The following is a 23,787-nucleotide window of genomic DNA, read 5'->3' as shown; positions in this document are numbered from 1 at the left end:
CCAAGGGCTACCGGTACGACGAAGGGGGCGCCCGGAGTGATCCGGGCGCCCCCTTCGTGACGTGTGGGGAAGGTGGCTCAGCGGGCCTTGCCGCCGCCCTTCGGCAGGCGCATGCCCTTCGGCATCGGACCCTTCGGCAGCGGCATGTTGCTCATCAGGTCGCCCATGGCGCGCAGCCGGTCGTTGGTGGCGGTCACCTGCGGGCCGGCCAGGACCCGCGGGTACTTCAGCAGGGTGGTGCGCAGCTTCTTCAGCGCGACCTGGCCCTCGCCCGTACCGACGATCACATCGTGCACCGGCACGTCCGCGACGATGCGGTTCATCTTCTTCTTCTCGGCGGCCAGCAGGCTCTTCACCCGGTTCGGGTTGCCCTCGGCGACCAGGACGATGCCGGCCTTGCCGACGGCCCGGTGCACCACGTCCTGGCTGCGGTTCATCGCCACCGCGGGGGTCGTCGTCCAGCCTCGGCCGATGTTGTCGAGGACGGCCGCGGCAGCGCCCGGCTGGCCCTCCATCTGACCGAAGGCGGCCCGCTCGGCCCGGCGTCCGAACACGATCGCCGTCGCGAGGAAGGCGAGCAGGAAGCCCAGGATGCCCAGGTAGACCGGGTGGCCGATCAGGAAACCGATCGCGAGAAAGACGCCGAAGGTGATGAGGAAGACACCCGCAAGGACAAAACCGATCGTCTTGTCGGCCTTGTGGGTCATCTTGAACGTCAGGGCGATCTGCTTCAGTCGCCCGGGGTTAGCGGCGTCCGCCGCGCTGTCACTTCTCGCCATGCCGCAAAGTCTACGTGGCCCCGGAGGCGCCTACGACGGCAGGAGGGGAGGTGTGGGGAGGGGGTGGGTCAGGGGCGGGCGGAGGTGACCGCTTCGAGGACGCGCTGCGCCTCGACCCGGTCCTTGGCGCGACGGCGGTCCTCCAGCACGGAGGTCCAGGCGTTGCGACGGGCGGTGCGCTGGCCGCTGCTCATGAGCAGCGACTCGACGGCGCGCAGTGCGGTGCTGAAGGTCGGGATCGCGGTGGCGCGAACGGGCGCGGCCTGCATGGTGGGTGTCCCCCTCGGACGGCTTCGGGTACGGGGCTGTCTGGTGCACCTGATGTGATACCAGCGTCACTGATTGGTGTTACCAGGGCGTGACCGACCGGTCAAACACGAATGAAGCCTTGATGCGCAGGGCCGAAACGCTGACGCGACCCCGGCGTACGCCCTCATCTGCGAGGACGGCCGGGGCCGCGTCATATCGGTCACTACTGGCGAGTAGCAGCTTGTGCGCGAATTCACACAGTCGGCCTGCGACCGTACGGTGCAAGGAAGCTGACGTCGCGTCAGACAGCCTGTGAGGCGATGAACGCGCCACGCTTCTCGACGGCCATCTGGTACAGGCGCCCGGCACGGTAGGAGGACCGTACCAGCGGGCCCGACATCACGCCGGAGAAGCCGATCTGCTCGGCCTCCTCCTTCAGCTCCACGAACTCGTGCGGCTTGACCCAGCGCTCCACCGGGTGGTGGCGCACGGAGGGCCGCAGGTACTGCGTGATGGTGACCAGTTCGCAGCCGGCCTCGTGCAGCTGCCGAAGCGCGTCACTGACCTCCTCGCGGGTCTCGCCCATGCCGAGGATCAGGTTCGACTTGGTGACGAGCCCGTAGTCACGGGCGGCCGTGATGACGTTCAGCGAACGCTCGTAGCGGAAGCCGGGCCGGATCCGCTTGAAGATCCGCGGGACGGTCTCGACGTTGTGCGCGAAGACCTCGGGCCGCGAGGAGAAGACCTCCGCCAGCTGCTCCGGAACGGCGTTGAAGTCGGGGGCGAGCAGCTCCACCTTCGTGCGTCCGGCCGCCCGCTCGGCGGTCTGCGCGTGGATCTGCCGGACCGTCTCGGCGTACAGCCAGGCCCCGCCGTCCTCCAGGTCGTCGCGGGCGACGCCGGTGATGGTGGCGTAGTTCAGGTCCATCGTGACGACGGACTCACCGACGCGCCGCGGCTCGTCGCGGTCCAGCGCCTCGGGCTTGCCGGTGTCGATCTGGCAGAAGTCGCAGCGCCGGGTGCACTGGTCGCCGCCGATCAGGAAGGTGGCCTCACGGTCTTCCCAGCACTCGTAGATGTTGGGACAGCCGGCTTCCTGGCACACGGTGTGCAGACCCTCGCTCTTCACGAGGTTCTGCATCTTGGTGTACTCGGGACCCATTTTCGCCCGGGTCTTGATCCACTCGGGCTTGCGCTCGATGGGGGTCTGGCTGTTGCGGACCTCCAGGCGCAGCATCTTGCGTCCGTCGGGTGCGACTGCGGACACGTCGGCTCCCTGCCTGTCTGCGTAGACTTTCGATTCTTCGGCGTACACCAGGGTACGCCCGTGTTTACCGGGTTCTGCTGTGAGGCCAACCTCAGAGCCGAGGGGCCCATTCCCGGTCAGGCGGTCGCCTTCTCGATCTCCCGCGGCTTCGGTTCCGCGGTCTCGAGGACCTCCTTCAGCTGCCGCTCGACCACCGGCAGCACCTCGTCGATCGTGACGTCGCGGCCCAGCTCGTTCGCCAGCGAGGCGACACCCGCGTCCCGGATCCCGCACGGGATGATCCGGTCGAACCACTTGTTGTCCGGGTTCACGTTGAGCGCGAAGCCGTGCATCGTGACGCCCTTGGCGACCCGGATGCCGATCTGGGCGAGCTTGCGGTCCTCGCGGCGCTGGCCGGCGTTGGAGGGGGCGTACTCGGGACCGTTCAGGCGCGGGTCGAACTGGTCGTCCGTGAGCCGGGGGTCGAAGTCCAGCGACAGGCCGCCGAGCGACGGGCGCCGTTCCACCGGATCGCCGAGCACCCACACCCCGCTGCGGCCCTCGACCCGCGTGGTCTCCAGGCCGAACTCCGCGCAGGCACGGATCAGGGCCTCTTCCAGACGACGTACGTGCGCCACGACGTCCACCGGGCGCGGCAGCTTCAGGATCGGGTAGCCCACCAGCTGTCCCGGCCCGTGCCAGGTGATCTTGCCGCCGCGGTCCACGTCCACGACCGGGGTGCCGTCCAGGGGGCGCTCGTCATCGGCGGTGCGCCGGCCCGCGGTGTACACCGGGGGGTGCTCCAGGAGCAGCACGGTGTCCGGAACCTCGTCGGTGAACCGCGCCGCGTGCACGCGGCGTTGCTCGTCCCACGCCTCCTGGTACTCGACGGCGTCTCCGCCGAACCCCATCCGGACGAACCGCAGCTCGCTCACGGCAAGCGCCTCCCTGGAAAGTCGTCAGGCACGAAACGCGCCCAAGCCACTGTACGTCCGCGCGTTCCGCGTCAGCCCTGGGGTCAATCCTCACACGATCGGATGAATGAACGTCGATATGTGCGACCGGCTGCTTACGCTCCGCTACATTCGCGCCGTTCACGAGGCCAAAAGGGCTGCTCACAGCAGCAGGGCACTTCATCCGGGCACGTCAAAGGCCCGGCAGGCAGGAGACCGCACCGCAGATGACGGAACGACCCGCGCAGCGCACTCCCAACCGCCAGCTCGCCGCGCTCATCGCAGAAGCGGGCTTCTCCAACGCGGGACTGGCCCGTCGCGTCGATCAGCTCGGCCTCGAACACGGGCTGGATCTCAGATACGACAAGACGTCCGTCACCCGCTGGCTGCGTGGGCAGCAGCCCCGGGGCACCACCCCCGCGCTCATCGCCGAGGTCTTCACCCGGCGCCTGGGCCGTCGTCTCACCGCCCAGGACCTCGGCCTGGACGCCTGTGCCCCCGTCTACGCGGGCCTGGAGTTCGCCGGTACCCCCGAGGAGGCCATCGACATCGTCGGCGGGCTCTGGCGCAAGGACTCCGGCAGTCATGCGGAGCTCCGCAAGATCGCCTTCACCCCGGCGGGGCTCGTCGTGCCGAGCCGTGACTGGCTGATCGGGCGGGCCGACGAGAAGGTCGCCCGCAGCGAGCCGCCCGCCCGGGTGCCCGTCCAGGGCCGTTCGGCGCCCCGGCCCGCCGTGCCCCAGCAGCCCGCGTCCACGCCGCCCATGGTGGCGCCGGCCCAGGTGCTGCCCGGTCCGGCGGCCGTCCCCCGGCAGCGCGGCCAGGGCGGTGAGCGGGGCCTCGGCCAGCGGGTCACCGGCGGCGACATCTCCGCGCTCCGCTCGGTCGGCGAGCTCTTCCGCACCCTCGACGACCGGTACGGCGGCGGTCACGCCCGCCAGGCCCTCGTGCGCTACCTGGAGCACGAGTGCGAGCCGATGCTGCGTGGCGCGTACGGCGAGCAGACCGGCCGCCGGCTGTTCGGCGCGGCCGCGGACCTGACCCGCCTCGCGGGCTGGACCTCCTTCGACATCGCCGCGCACGGCCTGGCCCAGCGCTACTTCGTCCAGGCCCTGCGCCTCTCCCAGGCGGCCGGGGACCGGGCGTACGGCTCCTTCGTCCTCGTCACCATGAGCCGCCAGGCCGTCTATCTCGGCCACGGGCGCGAGGCCGTGCAGCTCGCGCGGGTGGCCCAGCAGGGGGTCGGCACGGGCGCCCCGGCCGTCGTGCAGGCGCTGCTGCACTCGGCGGAGGCGCGCGGGCACGGGGTGCTCGGCGAGGTGCGTGCCTCGACCGCCGCCCTCGTCCGCGCCGAACGCGCGCTGGAGGCGGCCAAGTCCGGCGACGAGGTGCCGCACTGGGCGCGCTTCTTCGACGAGGCGCAGCTCGCCGACGAGTTCGGGCACTGCCACCGCGACCTCCAGCAGTTCCGGGCGGCCGCCCAGCACGCCGAACGCTCCCTCCAGCTGCGTCCCGCCGCGCATGCCCGCAGTCGGGTGTTCTGCCGGGTCGTCCTCGCCTCCGCCCGGCTGGGCCTCGGCGAACTCGACCAGGCCTGCCAACTGGCCGCGGAGGCCGCCGGGCAGGCGGCGGAGATGCGGTCCGTCCGCGCACTGGAGTACGTCCGGGACTTCGAACGCCGACTCGAGCCGTACAAGGACGCGGCGCCGGCCCGCACCTACCGCGACAAGGTGTCGGCGCTGGGCTGACCCCGGCCCCTGGGGGCTGCCGCCCCGGACCCCCTATCGGCCCTGAACGGGCCTCGTCCTCGAACGCCGGACGGGCTGAAGTGCCCGGCCGTCGCCTTTCCACTGACCGACATGGTGGTGGGTGGGCACAGGCCGGGGGTCTGGGGGCGGGGCCCCAGGGGTACCCCGGCCCATCGCTCACGCCGCCGCCTGCTCCTCGCGGGCCGTCGGGCGCGGGTCGGCCAGGCGCAGTGAACCGGCGGCGCCCAGATCGGAGACGATCGCCGACGCGGCCCGGTGCGCCGAGTGCAGCGCGCCCTGCACGGTGCTGGTGTCCCGATGGTCACCGCACACGTACAGGCCCGCCAGCAACCGCACCGCCCGCCGCAGATCGTGCGGCGCCCGCATCGCCGGCACGGCCTCGGCTGTGTGATGCACGGCCAGCGTCTCCCAGCGCGCGGTCGAGGTGCCGTACAGCCGGGACAGATGCATGCGTACGGCGGTGTCGACGCCCGGCGGCGGTGTGCCGAGGACCGTGGACGAGATCAGCGCACGTCCCGCGGGCGCGCGGCTGGGATCGACCCGGCTGACCACGGCCGTGTGCGCGACCGGCCCGCCCCGGTCGGCGTCGAGGAGCAGCGAGGCTCCGGTCCCGGGCGGGTCGTCCGTCGTGTGGTGGACGACCGTCACCGGATGGAAGTCGGGCACCCGCAGCCCGGGCAGCAGCTCCGCCGCGGTGCGCGCGTCGGTGGCGACCAGCACGGCGCGGCAGCGGAACTCACCGTGCTCGGCGGTGGTCACCGAGGTCGTGGAGACCGAGGTGACCCGCACCCCGGTGTGCACGGTGCCCGGCGGCAGCGTCCGCGCGAGCAGCTCGGGCAGTACCTCGGCCCCGCCCTCCGGCAGCGACAGCCGGCCGGCCGCGAAGGCGCGCAGCGCGAGGTCCGCGCACCGGCTGGAGGTGGTGAGGTCGGGGTCGCAGAGCAGCGCGGCGAGCAGCGGACGCAGGAAGCCGTCGATCGTGCGGGCGGGCAGACCACGGGCTGCGAGGGCCTGGGCGGCCGGCGACTCCGGGCGGCGCATCAGCCGTTCGGCGGGGGTGACCGCGAGCCGGGTGAGCGCGGCGCCCAGCCGGGCCTGGTCCACGGCGGTGCCCAGCGGCGCCCCCGCCCGGACCCTGGGCGGCGGCGCCGGACGCACCTGCGTGGCCGGGGAGCCGCCGGCGCGCGGCCTGGGCAGCGCGCCCGGCCGGGGAACGCTCGCCAGGGCGCGTACGGCGTGCAGTGCGCCCCTTGCGCTCCCCGCGCCGGCCTGCGCGCCCGCGCGGTGATGGCGCCCGTCGCTGTGCAGCAGGACCCCCGGCGCGAACGGACGCAGGACGAGCGCGTCCAGCCCCGGTGTCAGGTCCAGTTCCGGATACGCCGTGGACAGCAGCTGCCCGATGCGGTCGAGCCGGAAACCGTCGACCTTCTCCGTCGACATGCGGCCGCCCACGTAAGGAGCGGCCTCCAGGACTGCGGTCGTTACTCCTGCGCTGGCCAGCCGATGCGCGGCGGAGAGTCCGGCGACACCGGCTCCCACCACGACGACGTCTGCCTGGTACGCGGGCTCAAGCACGTGCCCCTCCTCGAGGTTGCGCGGCCGGTGGAGACGTCATGCCCCCAACAGCCGTCCCGGATACCCGAGTTCGGGTCGAGGTTAGGGCCGTGATCGGTCAGGAACAGTCGCGCATGGGCAGGGCACGGTCGCACGGCGGTCGCATACGGTCACGTGAAGGATCAGGCTGCCCGGATGGCGTCCTCGATCCCAGGGAACGCGAAGGTGAACCCGGACTCCAGCAGCCGCTTCGGCACCACCCGCGCGCTGCCCAGCACGTCCCCGGCCATCTCGCCCAGCACCGAGCGCAGCACCGGAGCCGGCACCGCGAACAGCGTCGGCCGGTGCAGCACCCGCCCCATCGCCTCGGTGATCTCCCGGTTCGTCAGCGGCTCGGGCGCGGTCAGATTGAACGGCCCCGACAGGTCGTCCCGGTCGAGTAGATGCCGGATCGCCGCCACCTCGTCGTGCAGCGCGATGTACGACCAGTACTGCCGGCCGTCGCCCATCCGCCCCCCGAGCCCGGCCGTGAAGAGGGGGAACAGCTTGCCCCAGGCCCCGCCGCCGCGCGCCACGACCAGCCCGGTCCGGGTGAAGACGGTACGGACGCCCGCCTCCTGGGCGGGACCCGCGGCCGCCTCCCACTCCACGCACAGCTCCGGCAGGAAGCCGCTCCCGGCGGGCGAGCCCTCGTCCACGACCCGCTCGCCCGTCTCGCCGTACAGACCCATCGCGCTGCCGTTCACGAACACCCGCGGCCGTTCGTCGAGCGAGGCGACGGCCTTCGCCAGCGCCGTCGTACCGTGTACCCGGCTGTCGTGGATCCGCTTCTTGTACGCCTCGCTCCAGCGCCGGTCGCCGACCCCCGCCCCGGCCAGATTGACCACGGCGTCGCATCCGGCGAGCCCGGCCGTGTCCACCTGCCCCCGTTCGGGGTCCCAGCGCACCTCGTCCGCGCCCCGGGGCGCATGGCGCACGAGGCGTACCACCCGGTGCCCGTCCGCGGTCAGGGACCGCACCAGGGCACTGCCGATCAGGCCGGAGGCACCGGCCACCGCGATTCGCTCACGTTCCATGCGGCCATCCTGCCCGGTGACCCGATAAAACCCCGGTCTGGGCGCCGTCTCCCCGCCATAGGGTGACGGCCATGCCCGAACTTTCCGCACCCCGCATCCGCACCGCACGGTCCGCCGACGCGGAGGCGCTGGCCCTCGTCGACCGTCTGACCTGGTCCCCTCTGCACGCGGTCACGCCCGAGCCGGAGCCGCCGTACAAGCCCTTCTTCGACGAGCGCCACGTCCCCGCGGACCATCTGGTCGCCGAACTGGACGATCGAGTCATCGGCTACGTCCGCCTCGCCCTGCCCACCTCGCTCGCCTGCAACGCCCACGTGCGGCAGATACAGGGCCTCGCCGTCCTCGACGAGGGGCGCGGCCGGGGCGTCGGGCGGGCGCTGATCCGCGCCGCCCTCGAGGAGGCCCGCCGACAGGGCGCCCGGCGGATCACCCTGCGCGTCCTCGGTCACAACACCCCGGCCCGCAAGCTCTACGAGTCCGAGGGTTTCGTGGTGGAGGGCGTCCTGCCGGAGGAGTTCCTGCTGGGTGGGGAGTACGTGGACGACGTGTTCATGGGGCGCCCGTTGTAGAGCGCCGCGGGGCTCAGGAGGTCGCCAGCTTCCCCGTGTCCACCGGCTCCGTCGCCTTCGCCGCCCGCTCGGCGTCGCCGGCCACCTCGGCCGCCGTGAGCACGTACCCCGTCTCGTCGTCGGAGGTGGAGCGGGCGAAGACGACGCCGTAGACCCGGCCCGCGGTGGTCAGCAGCGGGCCGCCGGAGTTGCCGGGGCGGACGGTGGAGCGGATCGAGTAGATCTCCCGGGTGACGATCTCGTCGTTGTAGATGTTCCGGCCGGTCGCCTTCACCCGGTTCGCTACCGTCGCCGCCTGGAGGTTCAGGTCGCCGTCCTGCGGATAGCCGGCGACGACCGCCGAGTCCCCGCGCGAGGCGTCGTCGTCGAAACTCAGGACCGGCGCCCTCAGGTCCGGCACGTACAGCACGGCCACGTCCTTGTCCGGGTCGAAGAGCACCACGCGCGCGTCGTACGACCGGCCCACGCCGCCGATCCGTACGGTCGGGTCGTCGATGCCCGCCACCACGTGCGCGTTGGTCATCACATGCTCGCTCGCGTACACGAAGCCGCTGCCCTCGCGGCCCTGGTCGCCCGAGACACCCTCGATCTTCACCGTGCTCAGCTTGGCCGCGTCGGTCGCGCTCGGGGTGACGCTGTCGCCGGTGGGCTTGGCGACCTCGGCCGTCGACTCGTTCTCGAACGGGTTGAAGACCTGCGGGAAGCCCGCCTGGGTCAGTGCCGAGGTGGCCCGCGAGAACCAGGTGGGCGTGGTGTCCGGCATGGCGTCCTGCACGGCCCCCAGCAGCCGGGAGTCCCGTATCGACGACGTGACCACCGGGGACGAGGACGCGCCCAGCACGCTCGCCGCCACCCACGCCACGATGAGCACCGCCACCGCGTTCGCCGCCGCCCCGCCGACCCCGTCGGCCACCCTGAGCGGCCCGCGGTCCAGCTCACGTCGCAGCCGCAGCGCCAGCCGCCCCGCCAGCTCGTGTCCGGCCACCGCGGGGAGGAGGACCGTGAGCACCGCCGTCACCGTCGCCGCCGTGGTCGCCGGTGTCACCAGGTCCATCAGCCACGGCAGGACCCACACGCCGATCACCGCGCCGCCCACGAACCCGGCGAGCGAGACACAGCCGGCCACCAGTCCGCGCCGGTAGCCGGAGCCGGCGTAGGCCAGGATCACCAGCACCAGCAGGATGTCGAGCAGGTCCACACGGCCGCCTTTCTGTTGGAACCCCTGGTCGGTGAGTACGTGCGGGAAGGGCCCAGTGATCAGCTACCCGTCGATCACGCGCGCGTGACCGACCGAACCGGCCACGCATGCGTGATACCCCGGAAAACGTCGTGGACCGGGAGGATGGTTCCACCAGGTGGCACAGCACACATCGCGGACGGACCGGAACCGGTCGACAGTGGCCTTATGTGTGCCCTCCGACCGGCCGCCCGCGGCGCGCGGGGAACCCGAGGACGGCGCCCGGCGCGGATACCGGGCCCGCTCCTCGTGCTCCTGGGCTGCCTGCCCGGGCTCGCCGCCGTGACCGCCCTGGGGCTGTGCGCGGGCGGCGTCGACCACGCCGCCACGGCCGCGTCGGGCAGCCGCCCGCCGGCCGCCCGGCCCGCCGCCGTCCACCCGGCGGTCCGGCCGCCCGTCGTGCCCCGCGCCGCCTGGCTGGACGACCTCGCCCGGCACGCGCAGCCGCCCCCGCGCTACGACGACAAGGTCGTCGCCGTCTTCGTGCACCACACCGACTCGCCCAACGGCTACTCCTGCGCCGACGCGCCCCGCATCATCCGCTACCTGTACGCGGGCCAGATCGGCGCCCGGGACTGGGACGACATCGGCTACAACTTCCTCGTCGACCGCTGCGGCACGATCTACGAGGGCCGCGCGGGCGGCGTCGACCGGCCCGTCACCGGCGCCCACACCCAGGGCTTCAACCACCGCACGGCCGGCATCGCCGCACTCGGCACGTTCACCGCCGGGGTGCCGGTGCCGCAGGCGATGGTCGACGCGATCGCCGCCCTGACCGCCTGGAAGCTCGGGCTGTCCGACATCGACCCGCGCACGGACGTCCGGCTCACCTCCAGCAACAGCCGCAGCCGGTACGCCGCCGGCGCCACCGCCACCCTCCCCGCGCTGGCCGGCCACAAAGACGGCTACATGACCAGCTGCCCCGGCGCCGCCCTCACCGCGCGTCTGCCGGAGATCCGCGAAACGGCGGCCCGGCTCCAGGGCAGAACGGCCGCCAAGGCCGCCCGGAGTCTCACAGGAACGCCTTAGGCGGCGTTCAGGGTTCTCCCATTCCCGCGTCCTACGGTCATGCACAACACAAGCCGACTGGAGGCGGGGATCATGAACGGCAGTCGTAACCGGTCCACGGGAAACACGGGAAACACGGGAAACACGGGAAACACGGGAAACACGGGAAACACGGGGAACGCGGGAAGCACGGACAACTCGGGCAACGCGGAGAACGCGGGGAACACCGAAACCACAGGAGTCACGGGCAACGCGGGCACCACGGAGCCGAGCCCGGCCTGGACCAAGGCCGCCCGCAGCCCCTGGACCGTGCTCTGCGCCGTCGCCGCGGTCGTCCTGGGCCCGGCCGCGACCACCGCCTCCGCCCTGGAGCAGGCCAACAAGGCGCCGATGCACCACGCGGTGCGGGTCGATCAGTCGCAGGCGTACATCCCGACGGACAGCACCCGTCGCAAGCTGGCGGTGTGACCGCCGGCGCGGGTCACTCCTTGAAGCGCTGCCACAGCCGGGGATACCGCTCGGCCAGCGCCCCCTCGTTCTCGAAGGCGACCGGTGTGCCCTCGGGTTCGGTGGGCGCGGGCGGAATGCCGAGGTCCGGGGCGACGGTCCCGGTGAGCTGCTCGTAGGCCTCGTCGGCCGCGTAGCCGAGTTCCTCGCCGTCCCCGTCGATCTCCTCGTCGAAGTCGTCCAGCAGATCGGCGAGCGAGTCCGGGTCGCCGTGCAGGGCGCCCTCGAAGACCTCGCGGCCCTGTCCGATCAGCCAGCACCGGAAGAAGTCGAAGGCGTCGTCGCTGGCCCCGTCCAGCAGCAGCCAGGCAGCGCCCCACAGGTCCCAGCGGTAGGCGCGGTTGTAGCGGGACTCGAAGTGCCGGGCGAAGTCGAGCACGGAATCCGGGTCCAGCCGGAGCAGCCGCTCCACAAGCTGGTCGGCCTGCTCCTCAGGATCGCCCTCGGCGGCCTCGCGGGAGGCGTCCACCAGCTCCCAGAACTCCGTCTCGTCCATCACGCGTCCAGCATCGTGCCTCGAAGTGCGCGACGCACCCGGAGTGCCGGGGATTCCAGCGCAATCCTCACCCTTCCCGACGCCCGTAGAGCTCCGTCAGTCGTATCGCCTCCGCGGCGAACCGCTCCCGCAGCGTGGCCGGGGAGAGCACCTCGGCCTCCGGCCCCAGCGCCGCGAGCTGCGTGTGCGCCACCTCCTCCGACTCGACCCGCAGGGTGACCGTCACCCAGCCCGTCCCGTCCGGCTCCGGGACACCCGTCAGCGCGTCCCGGGCGGCCACCGGATCCACGGCGTACGGCAGGTTGCGCACCCCCGTCGCGGAGAGGCGCAGGACCACCTCGGCCCGCAGGATCGACCGCGCGAACCGCTCGGCCTGCGCGCTCCAGAACCCGGGCAGATCGAAGTCCTCGTCCCTGCTGAAACGATCCTCCAGGACGTCGACGCCGACGAACCGGTCGATGCGGTAGGTCCGGAACGCCCCGGCCCCCGCTGCCGTCCCCGTCCCCGCGCCCGCGCCCGTCCCTGTCCCGCAGACTCGGGCGCACAGGTACCAGATCCCTGCCTTGAGCACGAGGCCGTACGGCTCCAGCTCCCGCACCACCTCGCTCTCCGCGCGCCGGTAGCGGGCACTCACGCACCGGTCGTCCCACACCGCGTCCGCGATGGCCGGCAGCAGGGCCGGCGCCGCCGGCTCCCGGAACCAGGCGGGCGCGTCCAGATGGAACCGCTGCGCCGCCGTACGCGGGGCGTCCCGCAGGGAGGGCAGCAGAGCCGCCGACACCTTCAGCCGCGCGGCCGACGCGATGTCCTCGAGACCCATCTCCCGCAGCGCCCCCGGCACCCCGCTCAGGAACAGCGCCTCGGCCTCACCGCGCCCCAGCCCCGTCAGCCGCGTCCGATATCCCCCGACGAGCCGGTAACCCCCCGCCCGCCCCCGCTCGGCGTACACCGGCACGCCCGCCTCGGACAGCGCCTGCGCGTCCCGCGTGACGGTCCGCTCCGACACCTCCAGTTCCCGGGCCAGCTCGGCCGCGGTCATGGTGGGCCGGGACTGGAGAAGGAGCACCATCTTGATGAGGCGGGCAGCGCGCATGGGGACATGATGGGGGGCGCGCCGCGGGCGGGGCGGCCCGGGTCCGGATACGCCGGCTCGTGGCGGCGCCGGATCGGGTCCGCCAAGGGCACGGGGAACCGCGCGACCGGCCACGGCCGTGCCGCCACGGCCGTGCGGCCACGGGCGTCGTAGGGTCCGAGGACGGCGAAAGGGGCCCGGCAGGCATCGGCCGCCGGACCCCCTCACCGTCGAATCCCGGGCTTACAGCCCGTAACGCTCGCGCGCTTCCTTCACCGCGGTCGCCTTGACCTCGCCGCGGCGGGCGAGCTGCGCCAGGGCCGCGACGACGATCGACTCGGCGTCGACGCCGAAGTGGCGGCGGGCCGCCTCACGGGTGTCGGAGAGGCCGAAACCGTCCGCGCCCAGCGAGGACCAGTCCTGCTCGACCCACTGCGCGATCTGGTCCGGGACCTGGCGCATGTAGTCGGAGACCGCGAGGACCGGGCCCTCGGCGCCCTGGAGGGCCTGACGGACGTACGGCAGGCGCTCCTCGCCGCGCAGAAGGGCCGCGTCGGCCTCCAGCGCGTCGCGGCGCAGCTCGGTCCAGGAGGTCGCGGACCACACGTCGGAGGCCACACCCCACTCCTCGGCGAGCAGCCGCTGTGCCTTCAGGACCCAGTGGATCGCCGTGCCGGAACCCAGGAGCTGGATGCGCGGGGCGTTGGCCGCCGCCACGTCCACGCCCGCCGACTCCGCCGTGTTGAAGCGGTACAGGCCCTTGAGGATGCCCTCGTCCACGCCGGGGGCGGACGGCTTGGCCGGCTGCGGCATCGGCTCGTTGTAGACGGTCAGGTAGTAGAAGACGTTCGGGTCCTCGCCCGGGGCCGCCTCGCCGTACATCCGGCGCAGACCGTCCTTGACGATCGTCGCGATCTCGTAGGCGAACGCCGGGTCGTAGCTGAGGGCGGCCGGGTTGGTCGCGGCGATGACCGGGGAGTGGCCGTCGGCGTGCTGGAGGCCCTCGCCCGTCAGGGTCGTACGGCCGGCCGTGGCGCCGACCAGGAAGCCGCGGCCGAGCTGGTCGCCGAGCTGCCACATCTGGTCGGCCGTGCGCTGCCAGCCGAACATCGAGTAGAAGATGTAGAACGGGATCATCGCCTCACCGTGCGTGGAGTACGCGGTGGACGCGGCGATGAAGTCGGCCATCGAACCGGCCTCGGTGATCCCCTCGTTGAGGATCTGGCCGTTCTTGGCCTCCTTGTAGTACATCAGCTGGTCGCGGTCGACCGGCTCGTACGTCTGGCCCTTGGGGGAGTAGATCCCGAGCGACGGGAACAGGCTCTCCATGCCGAACGTGCGCGCCTCGTCCGGGACGATCGGCACCCAGCGCTTGCCGGTCTCCTTGTCGCGGACCAGGTCCTTTACCAGCCGGACGAAGGCCATGGTGGTCGCCACGTTCTGCGAGCCGGAGCCCTTGTCGAAGGAGGCGAACGTCTTGTCGGCGGAGGCCGGCAGCGGGGCCAGGGCGTGCGTACGGCGGGCCGGGGCCGGGCCGCCGAGGGCCGCGCGGCGCTCCTGGAGGTAGCGGACCTCGGGGGAGTCGGCGCCCGGGTGGCCGTAGGGGACCACGCCGTCGACGAACTGGCTGTCCGAGATCGGCAGCTCCAGCAGGTCGCGCATCGTCTTGAACTCGTCCACCGAGAGCTTCTTCATCTGGTGGTTGGCGTTCTTCGACGCGAAGCCCTCGCCGAGGGTGTGGCCCTTGACCGTCTGGGCCAGGATGACCGTCGGGGCGCCCTTGAACTCCACCGCCGCCTTGTAGGCCGCGAACACCTTGCGCGCCTCGTGACCACCGCGGGAGAGGTGGAAACACTCGAGGATCTTGTCGTCGCTCAGCAGCTTCGCCAGCTCGGCGAGCGCCGGGTCCTTGCCGAAGAAGTCCTCGCGGATGTAGGCGGCGCCACGCGTCTGGTACGTCTGCACCTGGGCGTCCGGTACCTCGCGCAGCCGGCGGACGAGCGCGCCCGTGGTGTCGAGCTGGAACAGCTCGTCCCAGGCGGAGCCCCACAGCGACTTGACGACGTTCCAGCCCGCACCGCGGAACTGGGCCTCCAGCTCCTGCACGATCTTGAAGTTCGCGCGGACCGGGCCGTCGAGGCGCTGGAGGTTGCAGTTGATGACGAAGGTCAGGTTGTCGAGACCCTCGCGGGAGGCGAGTGCGAGTGCCGCCGTCGACTCGGGCTCGTCCATCTCGCCGTCACCGAGGAACGCCCACACGTGGGACGCGGAGACGTCCTTGATGCCGCGGTTGGTGAGATAGCGGTTGAAGCGCGCCTGGTAGATGGCGGAGAGCGGGCCGAGACCCATCGACACCGTCGGGAACTCCCACAGCCAGGGCAGCCGGCGCGGGTGCGGGTACGACGGGAGTCCGTCGCCGCCCGCCTCCTGGCGGAAGTTGTCGAGGTGCTGCTCGGTCAGCCGGCCGTCGAGGAAGGCGCGGGCGTAGATACCGGGGGAGGCGTGGCCCTGGATGTAGAGCTGGTCGCCCGAGCCGTCGGCCTCCTTGCCCTTGAAGAAGTGGTTGAAGCCGGTCTCGTAGAGCCACGCGGCGGAGGCGAAGGTGGCGATGTGGCCGCCGACGCCGTGTTTCGCGCCCCGGGTCACCATCGCGGCCGCGTTCCAGCGGTTCCACGCGGTGATCTTCCGCTCCATCTCCTCGTCACCGGGCGCGGACGGCTCGGCGGCGGTGGGGATGGTGTTGACGTAGTCCGTCTCGAGCAGCTTGGGCAGCGCGATGCCGTTGCCCTCGGCACGCTCCAGCGTGCGGCGCATCAGGTATGCGGCACGGTGCGGCCCGGCCGCCTTGGCGACCGCGTCCAGGGAGGCCTGCCATTCGGCGGTCTCCTCCGGGTCCCGGTCGGGGAGCTGGTCGAGCGCGCTCGGCTGGATGGCCTGGGGGTCGGTCATGTCGCCGCCTTCCTCAGTCGAAGGGGGTTCCCTGTGAGGGTGTTCCGGGGGTGCCCTTGGTCTTTGGCAGGACAGGGCGTGGGGCTGCGGTGCGGTGCCATGGGTGGCTCCGTGCGCGGCCCGTCGGCGACTGTAACCCCCTGATCGATGATCGATCAAAGGGTTGAAGGGCAAAACCTCTCGATTGCGAGAAAGTAGGCACGGGGTGCCTTTCGGGCAGGCACCCCGTGCCGCGTAATTTCGGGGTTTTCGCAGGTCGGAGCCCACGTATGAGCGCGTGTACGCTCCACTGAACTACGCCCGGGGGGCACACCCGAGGACATGCGCCTTCACCAGCTCGGCGATCCTCGGGTCCCGCCGCCGGAACGCCTGGACGAGCTCCTCGTGCTCCTCCGCGTACGACTGCTGCACGGTCCCCAGCCAGCGGATCGACAGCGCCGTGAACACCTCGATGCCGAGACCCTCCCAGGTGTGCAGCAGCACCGAGTTGCCGGCCGCCCGGACCAGCTCCCGGTGGAAACCGACGGTGTGCCGCACCTGGGCGGTGCCGTCCGCGTCGCGGTCCGCCTCGTAGAGCGCGGCGACATGCGGTTCGAGGGCCGAGCAGTCCTCCGCGAGCCGCTGTGCGGCCAGCTCCGCCGCGATCGCCTCCAGGCCGGCCCGGACGGGGTAACTCTCCTCCAGGTCCGCGGCCGTGAGGTTGCGCACCCGCACGCCCTTGTTCGGCGCGGACTCGATCAACCGCAGCGACTCCAGCTCGCGCAGCGCCTCCCGCACCGGCGTCTGGCTGACCTCCAGCTCGGTCGCGATCCGGCGCTCCACGATCCGCTCGCCCGGCTTCCAGCGCCCGCTGACGATCCCCTCCACGATGTGCTCGCGGATCTGTTCGCGCAGCGAGTGGACGACGGGCGCGGTCATGAGGGCTCCTTTGAGGAGGGGCCGCACGGGCCCCCGGGGGCGTTTGACGTTTAGACAATACGGCCGGGGGCCCGCGGAGGAGAGGCGCACGGGGGCGCTTTCAAGCAGGTGAGACGAGACTTACACGCCCACACCGGAGCTCGCCTGTAAAGACCGGTACCGGACAGGTCCCGCTCGCCGCCGTCCTCGGAGCCGGCAGCCGGAAGCCCCCGCCCGGAGAGTTCCGGACGGGGGCTTCCGCTGTCGAGCCCTGAGAGGTCAGAGGCCGAGTTCGACCTCGAACTCGCCGGCTTCCAGGATCGCCTTGACCGCGGTCAGGTAACGGGCCGCGTCGGCGCCGTCGACCAGACGGTGGTCGTAGGACAGGGTCAGGTACGTCATGTCGCGGACGCCGATGACCGTGCCCTCCTCCGTCTCGATGACGGCCGGACGCTTGACCGTGGCACCGATGCCGAGGATCGCGACCTGGTTCGGCGGCACGATGATCGTGTCGAACAGCGCGCCGCGCGAGCCGGTGTTGCTGATGGTGAAGGTCGCGCCGGACAGCTCGTCCGGGGTGATCTTGTTCGCGCGGACCTTGCCCGCCAGGTCGGCCGTGGCCTTGGCGATGCCGGCGATGTTCAGGTCGCCCGCGTGCTTGATGACCGGGGTCATCAGGCCCTTCTCGGAGTCCACCGCGATACCGATGCTCTCGGTGTCGAAGTAGGTGATGGTGCCCTCGTCCACGTTGATCCGGGCGTTGACGGCCGGGTGGGCCTTCAGCGCCTGGGCCGCCGCCTTCACGAAGAACGGCATCGGGGAGAGCTTGACGCCCTCGCGGGCCGCGAAGGAGTCCTTCGCCTGCGCGCGGAGCTTCATCAGCCGGGTGATGTCGACCTCGACGACCGAGGACAGCTGCGCCTGCTCGTGCAGCGCCTTGACCATGTTGTCGCCGATGACCTTGCGGATGCGGGGCATCTTGACGGTCTGGCCACGCAGCGGGGAGACCTCGAGCGCCGGGGTCTTCTTCGCGGCGCCCGCGGCCGGGGCTGCGGCGGCCGGAGCCGGAGCGGCGGCGGCGGCCTTCGCGGCCTCGGCGGCGGCGAGGACGTCCTGCTTGCGGATACGACCGCCGACGCCGGTGCCCTTGACGGCGGCCAGGTCGACGCCGTTCTCGGAGGCGAGCTTGCGCACCAGCGGGGTCACGTAGGCGCCGTCGTCACCCGCGGGAGCGGCGGGCGCGGGGGCGGCCGGGGCGACCGGAGCCGGGGCGACCGGCGCGGGGGCCGGGGCGGCCGGAGCCGGAGCGGCGGCGACCGGGGCGGGCGCCGGAGCGGCCGGAGCCGGGGCGGGGGCGGCCGGAGCCGGGGCGGGGGCGGCCGGAGCCGGGGCAGCGGCGGCGGGCGCCGGGGCCGGGGCGGCGGGGGCCGGGGCGGCGGCCGGAGCCGCGCCCGGGGCGCCGATGACGGCGAGCTTGGCGCCGACCTCGGCGGTCTCGTCCTCGCCGACCGTGATCTCGAGCAGCACACCGGAGACGGGCGCCGGGATCTCGGTGTCGACCTTGTCGGTCGAGACCTCGAGCAGCGGCTCGTCCTCGGTGACCTCCTCGCCGACCTGCTTCAGCCAGCGGGTGACGGTGCCCTCGGTGACGGACTCGCCGAGCGCGGGCAGGACGACGTCCGTGCCCTCGGCGGAGCCGCCGCCGGTGGCGGACTCGGCGGTGGGAGCGGGGGCCGGGGCCGGCTGCTCGGTGGACGGCGCGGCAGCGGCCGGCTCCGGTGCGGGCTCGGCGACCGGCTCGGCGGCCGGAGCCGGAGCGGCGGCGGGAGCGCCGGTGCCGTCGTCGATGACGGCGAGCTCGGCACCGACCTCGACCGTCTCGTCCTCGGCGACCTTGATGGAGGCCAGGATGCCGGCGGCGGGGGAGGGGATCTCGGTGTCGACCTTGTCGGTCGAGACCTCGAGCAGGGGCTCGTCGGCCTCGACGCGCTCACCCTCGGCCTTCAGCCAGCGGGTGACAGTGCCCTCGGTGACGCTCTCGCCGAGCGCCGGAAGGGTTACGGAAACCGCCATGGTTTCGGTTGCTCCTTACGAATTGCGGAAGTCTGAGTCGTCGCTTCGTCGACCGAGGGTCAGTCGTGCGAGTGCAGCGGCTTGCCCGCCAGGGCCAGGTGGGCCTCGCCGAGCGCCTCGTTCTGCGTCGGGTGGGCGTGGATGAGCTGGGCGACCTCTGCGGGCAGCGCCTCCCAGTTGTAGATCAGCTGGGCTTCGCCGACCTGCTCGCCCATGCGGTCGCCGACCATGTGGACGCCGACCACGGCACCGTCCTTCACCTGGACGAGCTTGATCTCGCCCGCGGTGTTGAGGATCTTGCTCTTGCCGTTGCCCGCGAGGTTGTACTTCAGAGCGACGACCTTGTCCGCGCCGTAGATCTCCTTGGCCTTGGCCTCGGTGATACCCACGGAGGCGACCTCGGGGTGGCAGTACGTCACCCGGGGGACACCGTCGTAGTCGATCGGGACGACCTTCTGACCGGCCAGACGCTCCGCGACCAGCATGCCCTCGGCGAAGCCGACGTGCGCGAGCTGGAGGGTCGGGACCAGGTCGCCGACGGCGGAGATGGTCGGGACGTTGGTGCGCATGTACTCGTCGACCAGGACGTAGCCGCGGTCCGTGGCGACGCCCTGCTCCTCGTAGCCGAGACCGGCGGAGACGGGCCCGCGGCCCACCGCGACCAGCAGGACCTCGGCCTCGAACTCCTTGCCGTCGGCCAGCGTGACCTTGACGCCGTCGGCGGTGTACTCGGCCTTGGAGAAGAAGGTGCCCAGGTTGAACTTGATGCCGCGCTTGCGGAACGCGCGCTCAAGAAGCTTGGAGGAGTTCTCGTCCTCGACCGGGACGAGGTGCTTCAGGCCCTCGATCACCGTCACGTCGGAGCCGAAGGACTTCCACGCCGAGGCGAACTCGACGCCGATGACGCCGCCGCCGAGGATGATCGCGGACTTCGGTACGCGGTCCAGTACGAGGGCGTGGTCCGAGGAGATGATCCGGTTGCCGTCGATCTCCAGGCCCGGCAGCGACTTCGGCACCGAGCCGGTCGCGAGCAGCACATGGCGGCCCTGGACACGCTGTCCGCCCACGTCGACGGAGGTCGGGGAGGACAGGCGGCCCTCACCCTCGATGTACGTCACCTTGCGGGAGGCGATCAGCCCCTGAAGGCCCTTGTACAGACCGGAGATGACACCGTCCTTGTACTTGTGGACGGCGGGGACGTCGATGCCCTCGAAGGTGGCCTTGACGCCGAACTGCTCGCTCTCGCGGGCCTGGTCGGCGATCTCACCCGCGTGCAGCAGGGCCTTGGTGGGGATGCAACCCCGGTGCAGGCAGGTGCCGCCGACCTTGTCCTTCTCGATCAGGGCGACGTCCAGGCCCAGCTGCGCCCCGCGCAGGGCCGCGGCGTAACCGCCACTACCACCGCCGAGGATCACTAGGTCGAAAACGGTGCTGGCGTCGTTCGCCACGTCACGTCCTCCATGCATGTGCGCCGTGCGCCGGTCGTCGCTGACCGCCGGCGGCTGGTGTCCGGCCGCTCTTTCTTCGGCCCTGTGGTGGGGGCCCTGTCCTGCCGAGGCCCATCTTCGCACTTGCGGGAGGCGAACGAGACGCGGGGCCGGGGTGTGAGACACCCCACGCTCACTTGTGGCATGGGGGACCGGCCCCGCCCAGGGGCGCGGGGAACTGCGCGACCGGCCACATTCGGCCCGCACCCGTCACATGACGGACGGACCCGAGTGACCAGGCGCACAGTCCCCCTCTGCCGGAGGGACTAGCCGAGATCGCCGGAGGCGGTCAGCTCGGCCAGCCGCACCAGCGTCCGCACCGCGGTCCCGGTGCCACCCTTGGGCGTGTACCCGAACGGGCCGCCCTCGTTGAACGCCGGCCCGGCGATGTCCAGGTGCGCCCAGGTGATCCCCTCGCCCACGAACTCGCGCAGGAAGAGACCGGCCACCAGTCCGCCGCCCATCCGCTCACCCATGTTGGCGATGTCCGCGACGGTGGAGTCCATGCCCTTGCGCAGGTGCTCCGGCAGCGGCATCGGCCACGCCGGCTCACCGACCTCCTCGGCGGCCTCGTGCAGCGCGGAGCGGAACGCGTCGTCGTTCGCCATGATCCCGAAGGTCCGGCTGCCCAGCGCCAGCATCATCGCGCCGGTCAGGGTCGCCACGTCGACGATCGCGTCCGGCTTCTCCGCGGAGGCCGCCCACAGCGCGTCCGCGAGGACCAGCCGGCCCTCGGCGTCCGTGTTGAGGACCTCGACGGTCTTGCCGCTGTACATGCGCAGCACGTCACCCGGGCGGGTGGCGGAGCCGGACGGCATGTTCTCGGCCAGCGCCAGCCACCCGGTGACGTTCACCTCGAGTCCGAGCCGCGCGGCGGCGACGACCGCGGCGAAGACCGCCGCGGCACCGCTCATGTCGCACTTCATCGTCTCGTTGTGCCCGGCCGGCTTCAGCGAGATGCCGCCCGAGTCGTAGGTGATGCCCTTGCCGACGAAGGCGAGGCTCTTCTTGGCCTTGGAGGAGGTGTAGGACAGCTTCACCAGGCGCGGGGCCGAGGCCGAGCCGGAGCCGACGCCGAGGATGCCGCCGTAGCCGCCCTTGGCGAGGGCCTTCTCGTCGAGCACCTGCACCTTGATGCCGTGCTCCTTGGCCGCCGTCTGGGCGAGAGCGGCGAACGCCTCGGGGTCGAGGTCGTTCGGCGGCATGTTGATCAGGTCGCGGGCGCGGTTGAGCTCCTCGCCGACGGCGGCGGCACGCAGCACCGCGGCCTTGTGGGCGGCGTCGCGCGGCTTCCCGCCGAGCAGGGCGGCCTCGGCGAGCGGCGCCTTGCCGTTCTTGGCCTTGGCGTCGTCGCCGTTGTGCTTGTACGCGTCGAAGGAGTACGCGCCGAGCACCACGCCCTCGCCGATCGCGCCGATGTCGGCGGCGTCGGTCACCGGCAGGGCGAAGACGGCCTTCTTGGCGCCGGTGAGGGTGCGGGCGGCCGCACCGGCCGCCTTGCGCAGCGCCTCGGGGTCGAAGCCGGCGTCCTTCTCGGGCTCCTGGCCGAGCCCCACCGCGAGCACGAGCGGTGCCTTGAAACCGGCCGGCGCGGGCAGCTTGGTCACCTCGCCCTCGGCCCCGGAGGCACCGAGGGTTTCCAGGATGCCGGCGAGCCTGCCGTCGTAGGCCTTGTCGACGGCTTCGGCGCCTGGGGCAACGATCGGGCCTTTCGCGCCCTTGGCGACACCGATCACGATCGCGTCGGCCCGGAGGCCGGGCGCCGCGGCGGTGCTGAGAGTGAGAGCAGTCACGGTGGTGAAATCTCGCTTCCGATGTGGAGTTGCGGTGGCCGGAATGTGTGGGTCGACCGGGCCCGACAGCCGACCCTAGATCCGGGTCGTGGGTGCGGTCGTATCCGGGGGTGTGCCTCACCGGCGCGGCGAACCGGCGTGGCGGATCCCGGAATGAGCGTACGCGTGCGTGTGCGGTCGCTCATGCACGCGCGTGTTCACCTGTCGGTGGCGTCGTAGCCACTTCTCGATCCTCGCACTCCATGAACCGGGTCACACCCTTCGGGTCGGGGTGCGTCGGGGTGCGCAGACGGCCCGCGGGAGACATGGGCGATCATCGTCGGATACGTCGCCGCACATCCTGGAGCCCGCCCGGTGAGACGCCCGATCCCGCTGCTGCCCCTGCTCGCCCTGCTGCTGACGGGCTGTGCCTCCGCGCCGGACGGTGGCCGGGACGAGCAACCGGACGACGAGGCGGGCGTCGAGGCGACGGACGGCAGGATCTGGCAGCCGGCTCCCGGTATCGACTGGCAGTGGCAGCTGAGCGGCCGTCTGGACACCGCCGTCGACGTGCCGGTCTACGACATCGACGGCTTCGACCACACCGCGGCCACGGTCGCCGGCCTGCACGACGACGGCCGCAAGGTCATCTGCTACCTCTCCACCGGCGCCTGGGAGGACTGGCGCCCCGACGCGGCGAAGTTCCCCGCGTCCGTGATCGGCAAGGGCAACGGCTGGGAGGGCGAACGCTGGCTCGACATCCGCGCGTTGGACGTCCTGGAACCCCTGATGGCGGCCCGTCTCGACATGTGCCGCGAGAAGGGCTTCGACGCGGTCGAGCCGGACAACATGGACGGCTACAAGAACACCACCGGCTTCCCGGTCGAGGCCGCCGATCAGCTCCGCTACAACCGCCTCATCGCCGAACTCGCCCACGACCGGGGCATGTCGGTCGGACTGAAGAACGACCTCGACCAGATCCCCGAACTCGTCGACGACTTCGACTTCGCGGTCAACGAACAGTGCGCCCAGTACGACGAGTGCGCGGACCTGACCCCCTTCATCGAGGCGGGCAAGGCCGTCTTCCACGTCGAGTACGAACTTCCCACGAGCGAGTTCTGCGCCGACTCCCGTCGGCTGCGCCTGAGTTCACTGCTGAAGAAGTACGAGCTGGGGGTGTGGCGGGAAGCCTGTTAGCCGTCTAACGGCCCAGGCAGAACACCACGAGCGCGGTGGTCGCCGCCGTCTCCGCCAGGCCGCCGAAGACGTCCCCGGTGACCCCGCCGAAGCGCCGCACGCAGTGCCGCAGCAGCAGTTCGGCGACGCCCAGGGCGGCGAGGACCGCGAGCGCCGGCTGGACGGCGTCGTACGGCTCGAACAGGGCGCCCGGCTCGACGTGCCCGATCAGGACGACGACGCCGCCCTCGTACGGTCCGCACCACGCTCCCGCGACCGCCGCCGCCAGCGTGACGGCGACCGCGACGAGCACCGCGCCCCGCCCCGGGGCCACACCGGCGACCGCCGCCCCCAGCCCTTCCGGCCGCGCGGCCGGCACCCCGGCGCGTGCCGCCAGGGTCAGCGCGAGCCGGGCGGTGGCCGCCGAGACGACGGCGGCCACCGCGCCCAGCGCCCACGAGGTGTCGTAGAGCTGTGTCAGCGCGGCCACCTGGGCGAGCAGCACGAGGACGAGCGTGAGCACGCCGAACGGGCCGATGTCGGACTGCTTCATGATCCGTAGCGCGTCCTCGGCGGGCTTGCCGCTGCCGAGTCCGTCCGCGGTGTCGGCCAGCCCGTCCAGGTGCAGACCGCGGGTGAGGACCGCGGGCACGGCGGCGGAGGCGACGGCGGCGAGCAGCGGGCTCGCGCCCAGGTACAGCAGCAGCAGGCCGAGCCCGGCCGCGCAGCCGCCGACGACCAGCCCGACCACGGGGGCGTTGAGCATGCCCCCGCGCGCGGCCTCCCGGTCCCAGCGGGTCACCCGGACCGGGAGCACGGTGAGGGTGCCGAAGGCGAAGCGGAGGCCGTCGAAGGGCGAGGTCGTGGACACGGCGGCAGACTAGCCCGGACGCCCCGTCCACGAGGCAGCCCACCCCC

Annotated in this window: 20 protein-coding genes; 5 read left to right on the top strand and 15 right to left on the bottom strand. The window is 72.1% G+C overall.

The genetic code is table 11. From position 1 onward, the window contains the following. Positions 1 to 77: 77 nt before the first annotated feature. The 4 genes from G9272_RS13560 to lipB form a co-directional block, all read right to left on the bottom strand. Positions 78 to 779: a DUF4191 domain-containing protein gene (locus tag G9272_RS13560; protein ID WP_171396820.1), complete on the bottom strand. Its 702-nt coding sequence runs from the start codon at positions 777 to 779 to the stop codon at positions 78 to 80. Positions 780 to 847: 68 nt separating this feature from the next. Continuing rightward, positions 848 to 1,048, bottom strand: a complete 201-nt coding sequence (locus G9272_RS13555) for an SCO2195 family GlnR-regulated protein (RefSeq protein ID WP_171396819.1) — start codon at positions 1,046 to 1,048, stop codon at positions 848 to 850. 281 nt (positions 1,049 to 1,329) lie between these two features. After that, the gene (gene lipA, locus G9272_RS13550) at positions 1,330 to 2,295 is read right to left on the bottom strand and encodes a lipoyl synthase (protein WP_171396818.1); all 966 of its coding nucleotides are present in this window, start codon (positions 2,293 to 2,295) and stop codon (positions 1,330 to 1,332) included. Positions 2,296 to 2,411: 116 nt separating this feature from the next. Further along, positions 2,412 to 3,209, bottom strand: coding sequence for a lipoyl(octanoyl) transferase LipB (gene lipB, locus G9272_RS13545; protein ID WP_171396817.1), 798 nt, complete (start codon positions 3,207 to 3,209; stop codon positions 2,412 to 2,414). A 245-nt stretch (positions 3,210 to 3,454) separates the two neighbouring features. On the opposite strand from lipB, the gene G9272_RS13540 reads away from it, so the two are divergent. After that, positions 3,455 to 4,975, top strand: coding sequence for a regulator (locus tag G9272_RS13540; protein WP_171396816.1), 1,521 nt, complete (start codon positions 3,455 to 3,457; stop codon positions 4,973 to 4,975). A gap of 177 nt (positions 4,976 to 5,152) precedes the next feature. Here G9272_RS13540 and G9272_RS13535 read toward each other — a convergent pair whose 3' ends face one another. Both G9272_RS13535 and G9272_RS13530 read right to left on the bottom strand, forming a co-directional pair. Then, positions 5,153 to 6,571, bottom strand: a complete 1,419-nt coding sequence (locus G9272_RS13535) for an NAD(P)/FAD-dependent oxidoreductase (RefSeq protein ID WP_171396815.1) — start codon at positions 6,569 to 6,571, stop codon at positions 5,153 to 5,155. Between the two features lie 161 nt (positions 6,572 to 6,732). Further along, positions 6,733 to 7,626: a TIGR01777 family oxidoreductase gene (locus G9272_RS13530; RefSeq protein WP_171396814.1), complete on the bottom strand. Its 894-nt coding sequence runs from the start codon at positions 7,624 to 7,626 to the stop codon at positions 6,733 to 6,735. Positions 7,627 to 7,697: 71 nt separating this feature from the next. Here G9272_RS13530 and G9272_RS13525 point away from each other — a divergent pair, with 71 nt between their 5' ends. After that, complete coding sequence (locus G9272_RS13525; RefSeq protein WP_171396813.1) at positions 7,698 to 8,195, top strand: GNAT family N-acetyltransferase; 498 nt, start codon at positions 7,698 to 7,700, stop codon at positions 8,193 to 8,195. Between the two features lie 13 nt (positions 8,196 to 8,208). Here G9272_RS13525 and G9272_RS13520 read toward each other — a convergent pair whose 3' ends face one another. Next, positions 8,209 to 9,393, bottom strand: coding sequence for a MarP family serine protease (locus G9272_RS13520; protein ID WP_171396812.1), 1,185 nt, complete (start codon positions 9,391 to 9,393; stop codon positions 8,209 to 8,211). A gap of 288 nt (positions 9,394 to 9,681) precedes the next feature. Here G9272_RS13520 and G9272_RS13515 point away from each other — a divergent pair, with 288 nt between their 5' ends. Further along, positions 9,682 to 10,461, top strand: coding sequence for a peptidoglycan recognition protein family protein (locus tag G9272_RS13515; protein WP_171401966.1), 780 nt, complete (start codon positions 9,682 to 9,684; stop codon positions 10,459 to 10,461). A gap of 72 nt (positions 10,462 to 10,533) precedes the next feature. Further along, positions 10,534 to 10,908 (top strand): hypothetical protein, encoded by a 375-nt coding sequence (locus G9272_RS13510; RefSeq protein WP_171394566.1) that lies wholly within the window; start codon positions 10,534 to 10,536, stop codon positions 10,906 to 10,908. 13 nt (positions 10,909 to 10,921) lie between these two features. On the opposite strand, the gene G9272_RS13505 is transcribed toward G9272_RS13510, so the two are convergent. The 7 genes from G9272_RS13505 to G9272_RS13475 all read right to left on the bottom strand — a co-directional run bounded on the left by G9272_RS13505 (position 10,922) and on the right by G9272_RS13475 (position 21,714). Then, positions 10,922 to 11,443 (bottom strand): DUF4240 domain-containing protein, encoded by a 522-nt coding sequence (locus tag G9272_RS13505; RefSeq protein WP_171401965.1) that lies wholly within the window; start codon positions 11,441 to 11,443, stop codon positions 10,922 to 10,924. Positions 11,444 to 11,510: 67 nt separating this feature from the next. After that, complete coding sequence (locus G9272_RS13500; RefSeq protein ID WP_171396811.1) at positions 11,511 to 12,536, bottom strand: helix-turn-helix transcriptional regulator; 1,026 nt, start codon at positions 12,534 to 12,536, stop codon at positions 11,511 to 11,513. Positions 12,537 to 12,758: 222 nt separating this feature from the next. Further along, complete coding sequence (aceE, locus tag G9272_RS13495; RefSeq protein WP_171396810.1) at positions 12,759 to 15,464, bottom strand: pyruvate dehydrogenase (acetyl-transferring), homodimeric type; 2,706 nt, start codon at positions 15,462 to 15,464, stop codon at positions 12,759 to 12,761. A 294-nt stretch (positions 15,465 to 15,758) separates the two neighbouring features. Continuing rightward, on the bottom strand, positions 15,759 to 16,382 hold the full coding sequence (locus tag G9272_RS13490) for a GntR family transcriptional regulator (RefSeq protein WP_062647583.1): 624 nt from the start codon (positions 16,380 to 16,382) through the stop codon (positions 15,759 to 15,761). A 258-nt stretch (positions 16,383 to 16,640) separates the two neighbouring features. Continuing rightward, positions 16,641 to 18,434 carry a 2-oxoglutarate dehydrogenase, E2 component, dihydrolipoamide succinyltransferase gene (sucB, locus tag G9272_RS13485; RefSeq protein WP_171396809.1) on the bottom strand — a complete coding sequence of 598 codons (1,794 nt, stop codon included), beginning with the start codon at positions 18,432 to 18,434 and terminating at the stop codon, positions 16,641 to 16,643. 59 nt (positions 18,435 to 18,493) lie between these two features. Beyond that, positions 18,494 to 19,882, bottom strand: a complete 1,389-nt coding sequence (gene lpdA, locus G9272_RS13480; protein WP_020130028.1) for a dihydrolipoyl dehydrogenase — start codon at positions 19,880 to 19,882, stop codon at positions 18,494 to 18,496. 305 nt (positions 19,883 to 20,187) lie between these two features. Beyond that, positions 20,188 to 21,714: a leucyl aminopeptidase gene (locus G9272_RS13475; protein WP_171396808.1), complete on the bottom strand. Its 1,527-nt coding sequence runs from the start codon at positions 21,712 to 21,714 to the stop codon at positions 20,188 to 20,190. Positions 21,715 to 22,068: 354 nt separating this feature from the next. On the opposite strand from G9272_RS13475, the gene G9272_RS13470 reads away from it, so the two are divergent. After that, a complete protein-coding gene (locus G9272_RS13470) occupies positions 22,069 to 22,890 on the top strand; it encodes an endo alpha-1,4 polygalactosaminidase (RefSeq protein ID WP_171396807.1) in 822 nt (273 codons plus the stop codon). A gap of 4 nt (positions 22,891 to 22,894) precedes the next feature. On the opposite strand, the gene G9272_RS13465 is transcribed toward G9272_RS13470, so the two are convergent. Beyond that, on the bottom strand, positions 22,895 to 23,740 hold the full coding sequence (locus G9272_RS13465) for an adenosylcobinamide-GDP ribazoletransferase (protein WP_171396806.1): 846 nt from the start codon (positions 23,738 to 23,740) through the stop codon (positions 22,895 to 22,897). Between the last annotated feature and the right edge of the window lie 47 nt (positions 23,741 to 23,787).

This window comes from Streptomyces asoensis (genome assembly GCF_013085465.1).
Taxonomy (GTDB): domain Bacteria; phylum Actinomycetota; class Actinomycetes; order Streptomycetales; family Streptomycetaceae; genus Streptomyces; species Streptomyces cacaoi_A.
This window is presented reverse-complemented; position numbering and strand designations above follow the sequence as displayed.

Excerpts from the sequence above, each read along its gene's own strand:
- G9272_RS13560 (WP_171396820.1), bottom strand. The coding sequence starts at position 779 with ATGGCGAGAAGTGACAGCGCGGCGGACGCCGCTAACCCCGGGCGACTG.
- G9272_RS13555 (WP_171396819.1), bottom strand. The coding sequence starts at position 1,048 with ATGCAGGCCGCGCCCGTTCGCGCCACCGCGATCCCGACCTTCAGCACC.
- G9272_RS13540 (WP_171396816.1), top strand. The coding sequence starts at position 3,455 with ATGACGGAACGACCCGCGCAGCGCACTCCCAACCGCCAGCTCGCCGCG.
- G9272_RS13530 (WP_171396814.1), bottom strand. The coding sequence starts at position 7,626 with ATGGAACGTGAGCGAATCGCGGTGGCCGGTGCCTCCGGCCTGATCGGC.
- G9272_RS13525 (WP_171396813.1), top strand. The coding sequence starts at position 7,698 with ATGCCCGAACTTTCCGCACCCCGCATCCGCACCGCACGGTCCGCCGAC.
- G9272_RS13510 (WP_171394566.1), top strand. The coding sequence starts at position 10,534 with ATGAACGGCAGTCGTAACCGGTCCACGGGAAACACGGGAAACACGGGA.
- G9272_RS13505 (WP_171401965.1), bottom strand. The coding sequence starts at position 11,443 with ATGGACGAGACGGAGTTCTGGGAGCTGGTGGACGCCTCCCGCGAGGCC.
- G9272_RS13500 (WP_171396811.1), bottom strand. The coding sequence starts at position 12,536 with ATGCGCGCTGCCCGCCTCATCAAGATGGTGCTCCTTCTCCAGTCCCGG.
- aceE (WP_171396810.1), bottom strand. The coding sequence starts at position 15,464 with ATGACCGACCCCCAGGCCATCCAGCCGAGCGCGCTCGACCAGCTCCCC.
- G9272_RS13490 (WP_062647583.1), bottom strand. The coding sequence starts at position 16,382 with ATGACCGCGCCCGTCGTCCACTCGCTGCGCGAACAGATCCGCGAGCAC.
- sucB (WP_171396809.1), bottom strand. The coding sequence starts at position 18,434 with ATGGCGGTTTCCGTAACCCTTCCGGCGCTCGGCGAGAGCGTCACCGAG.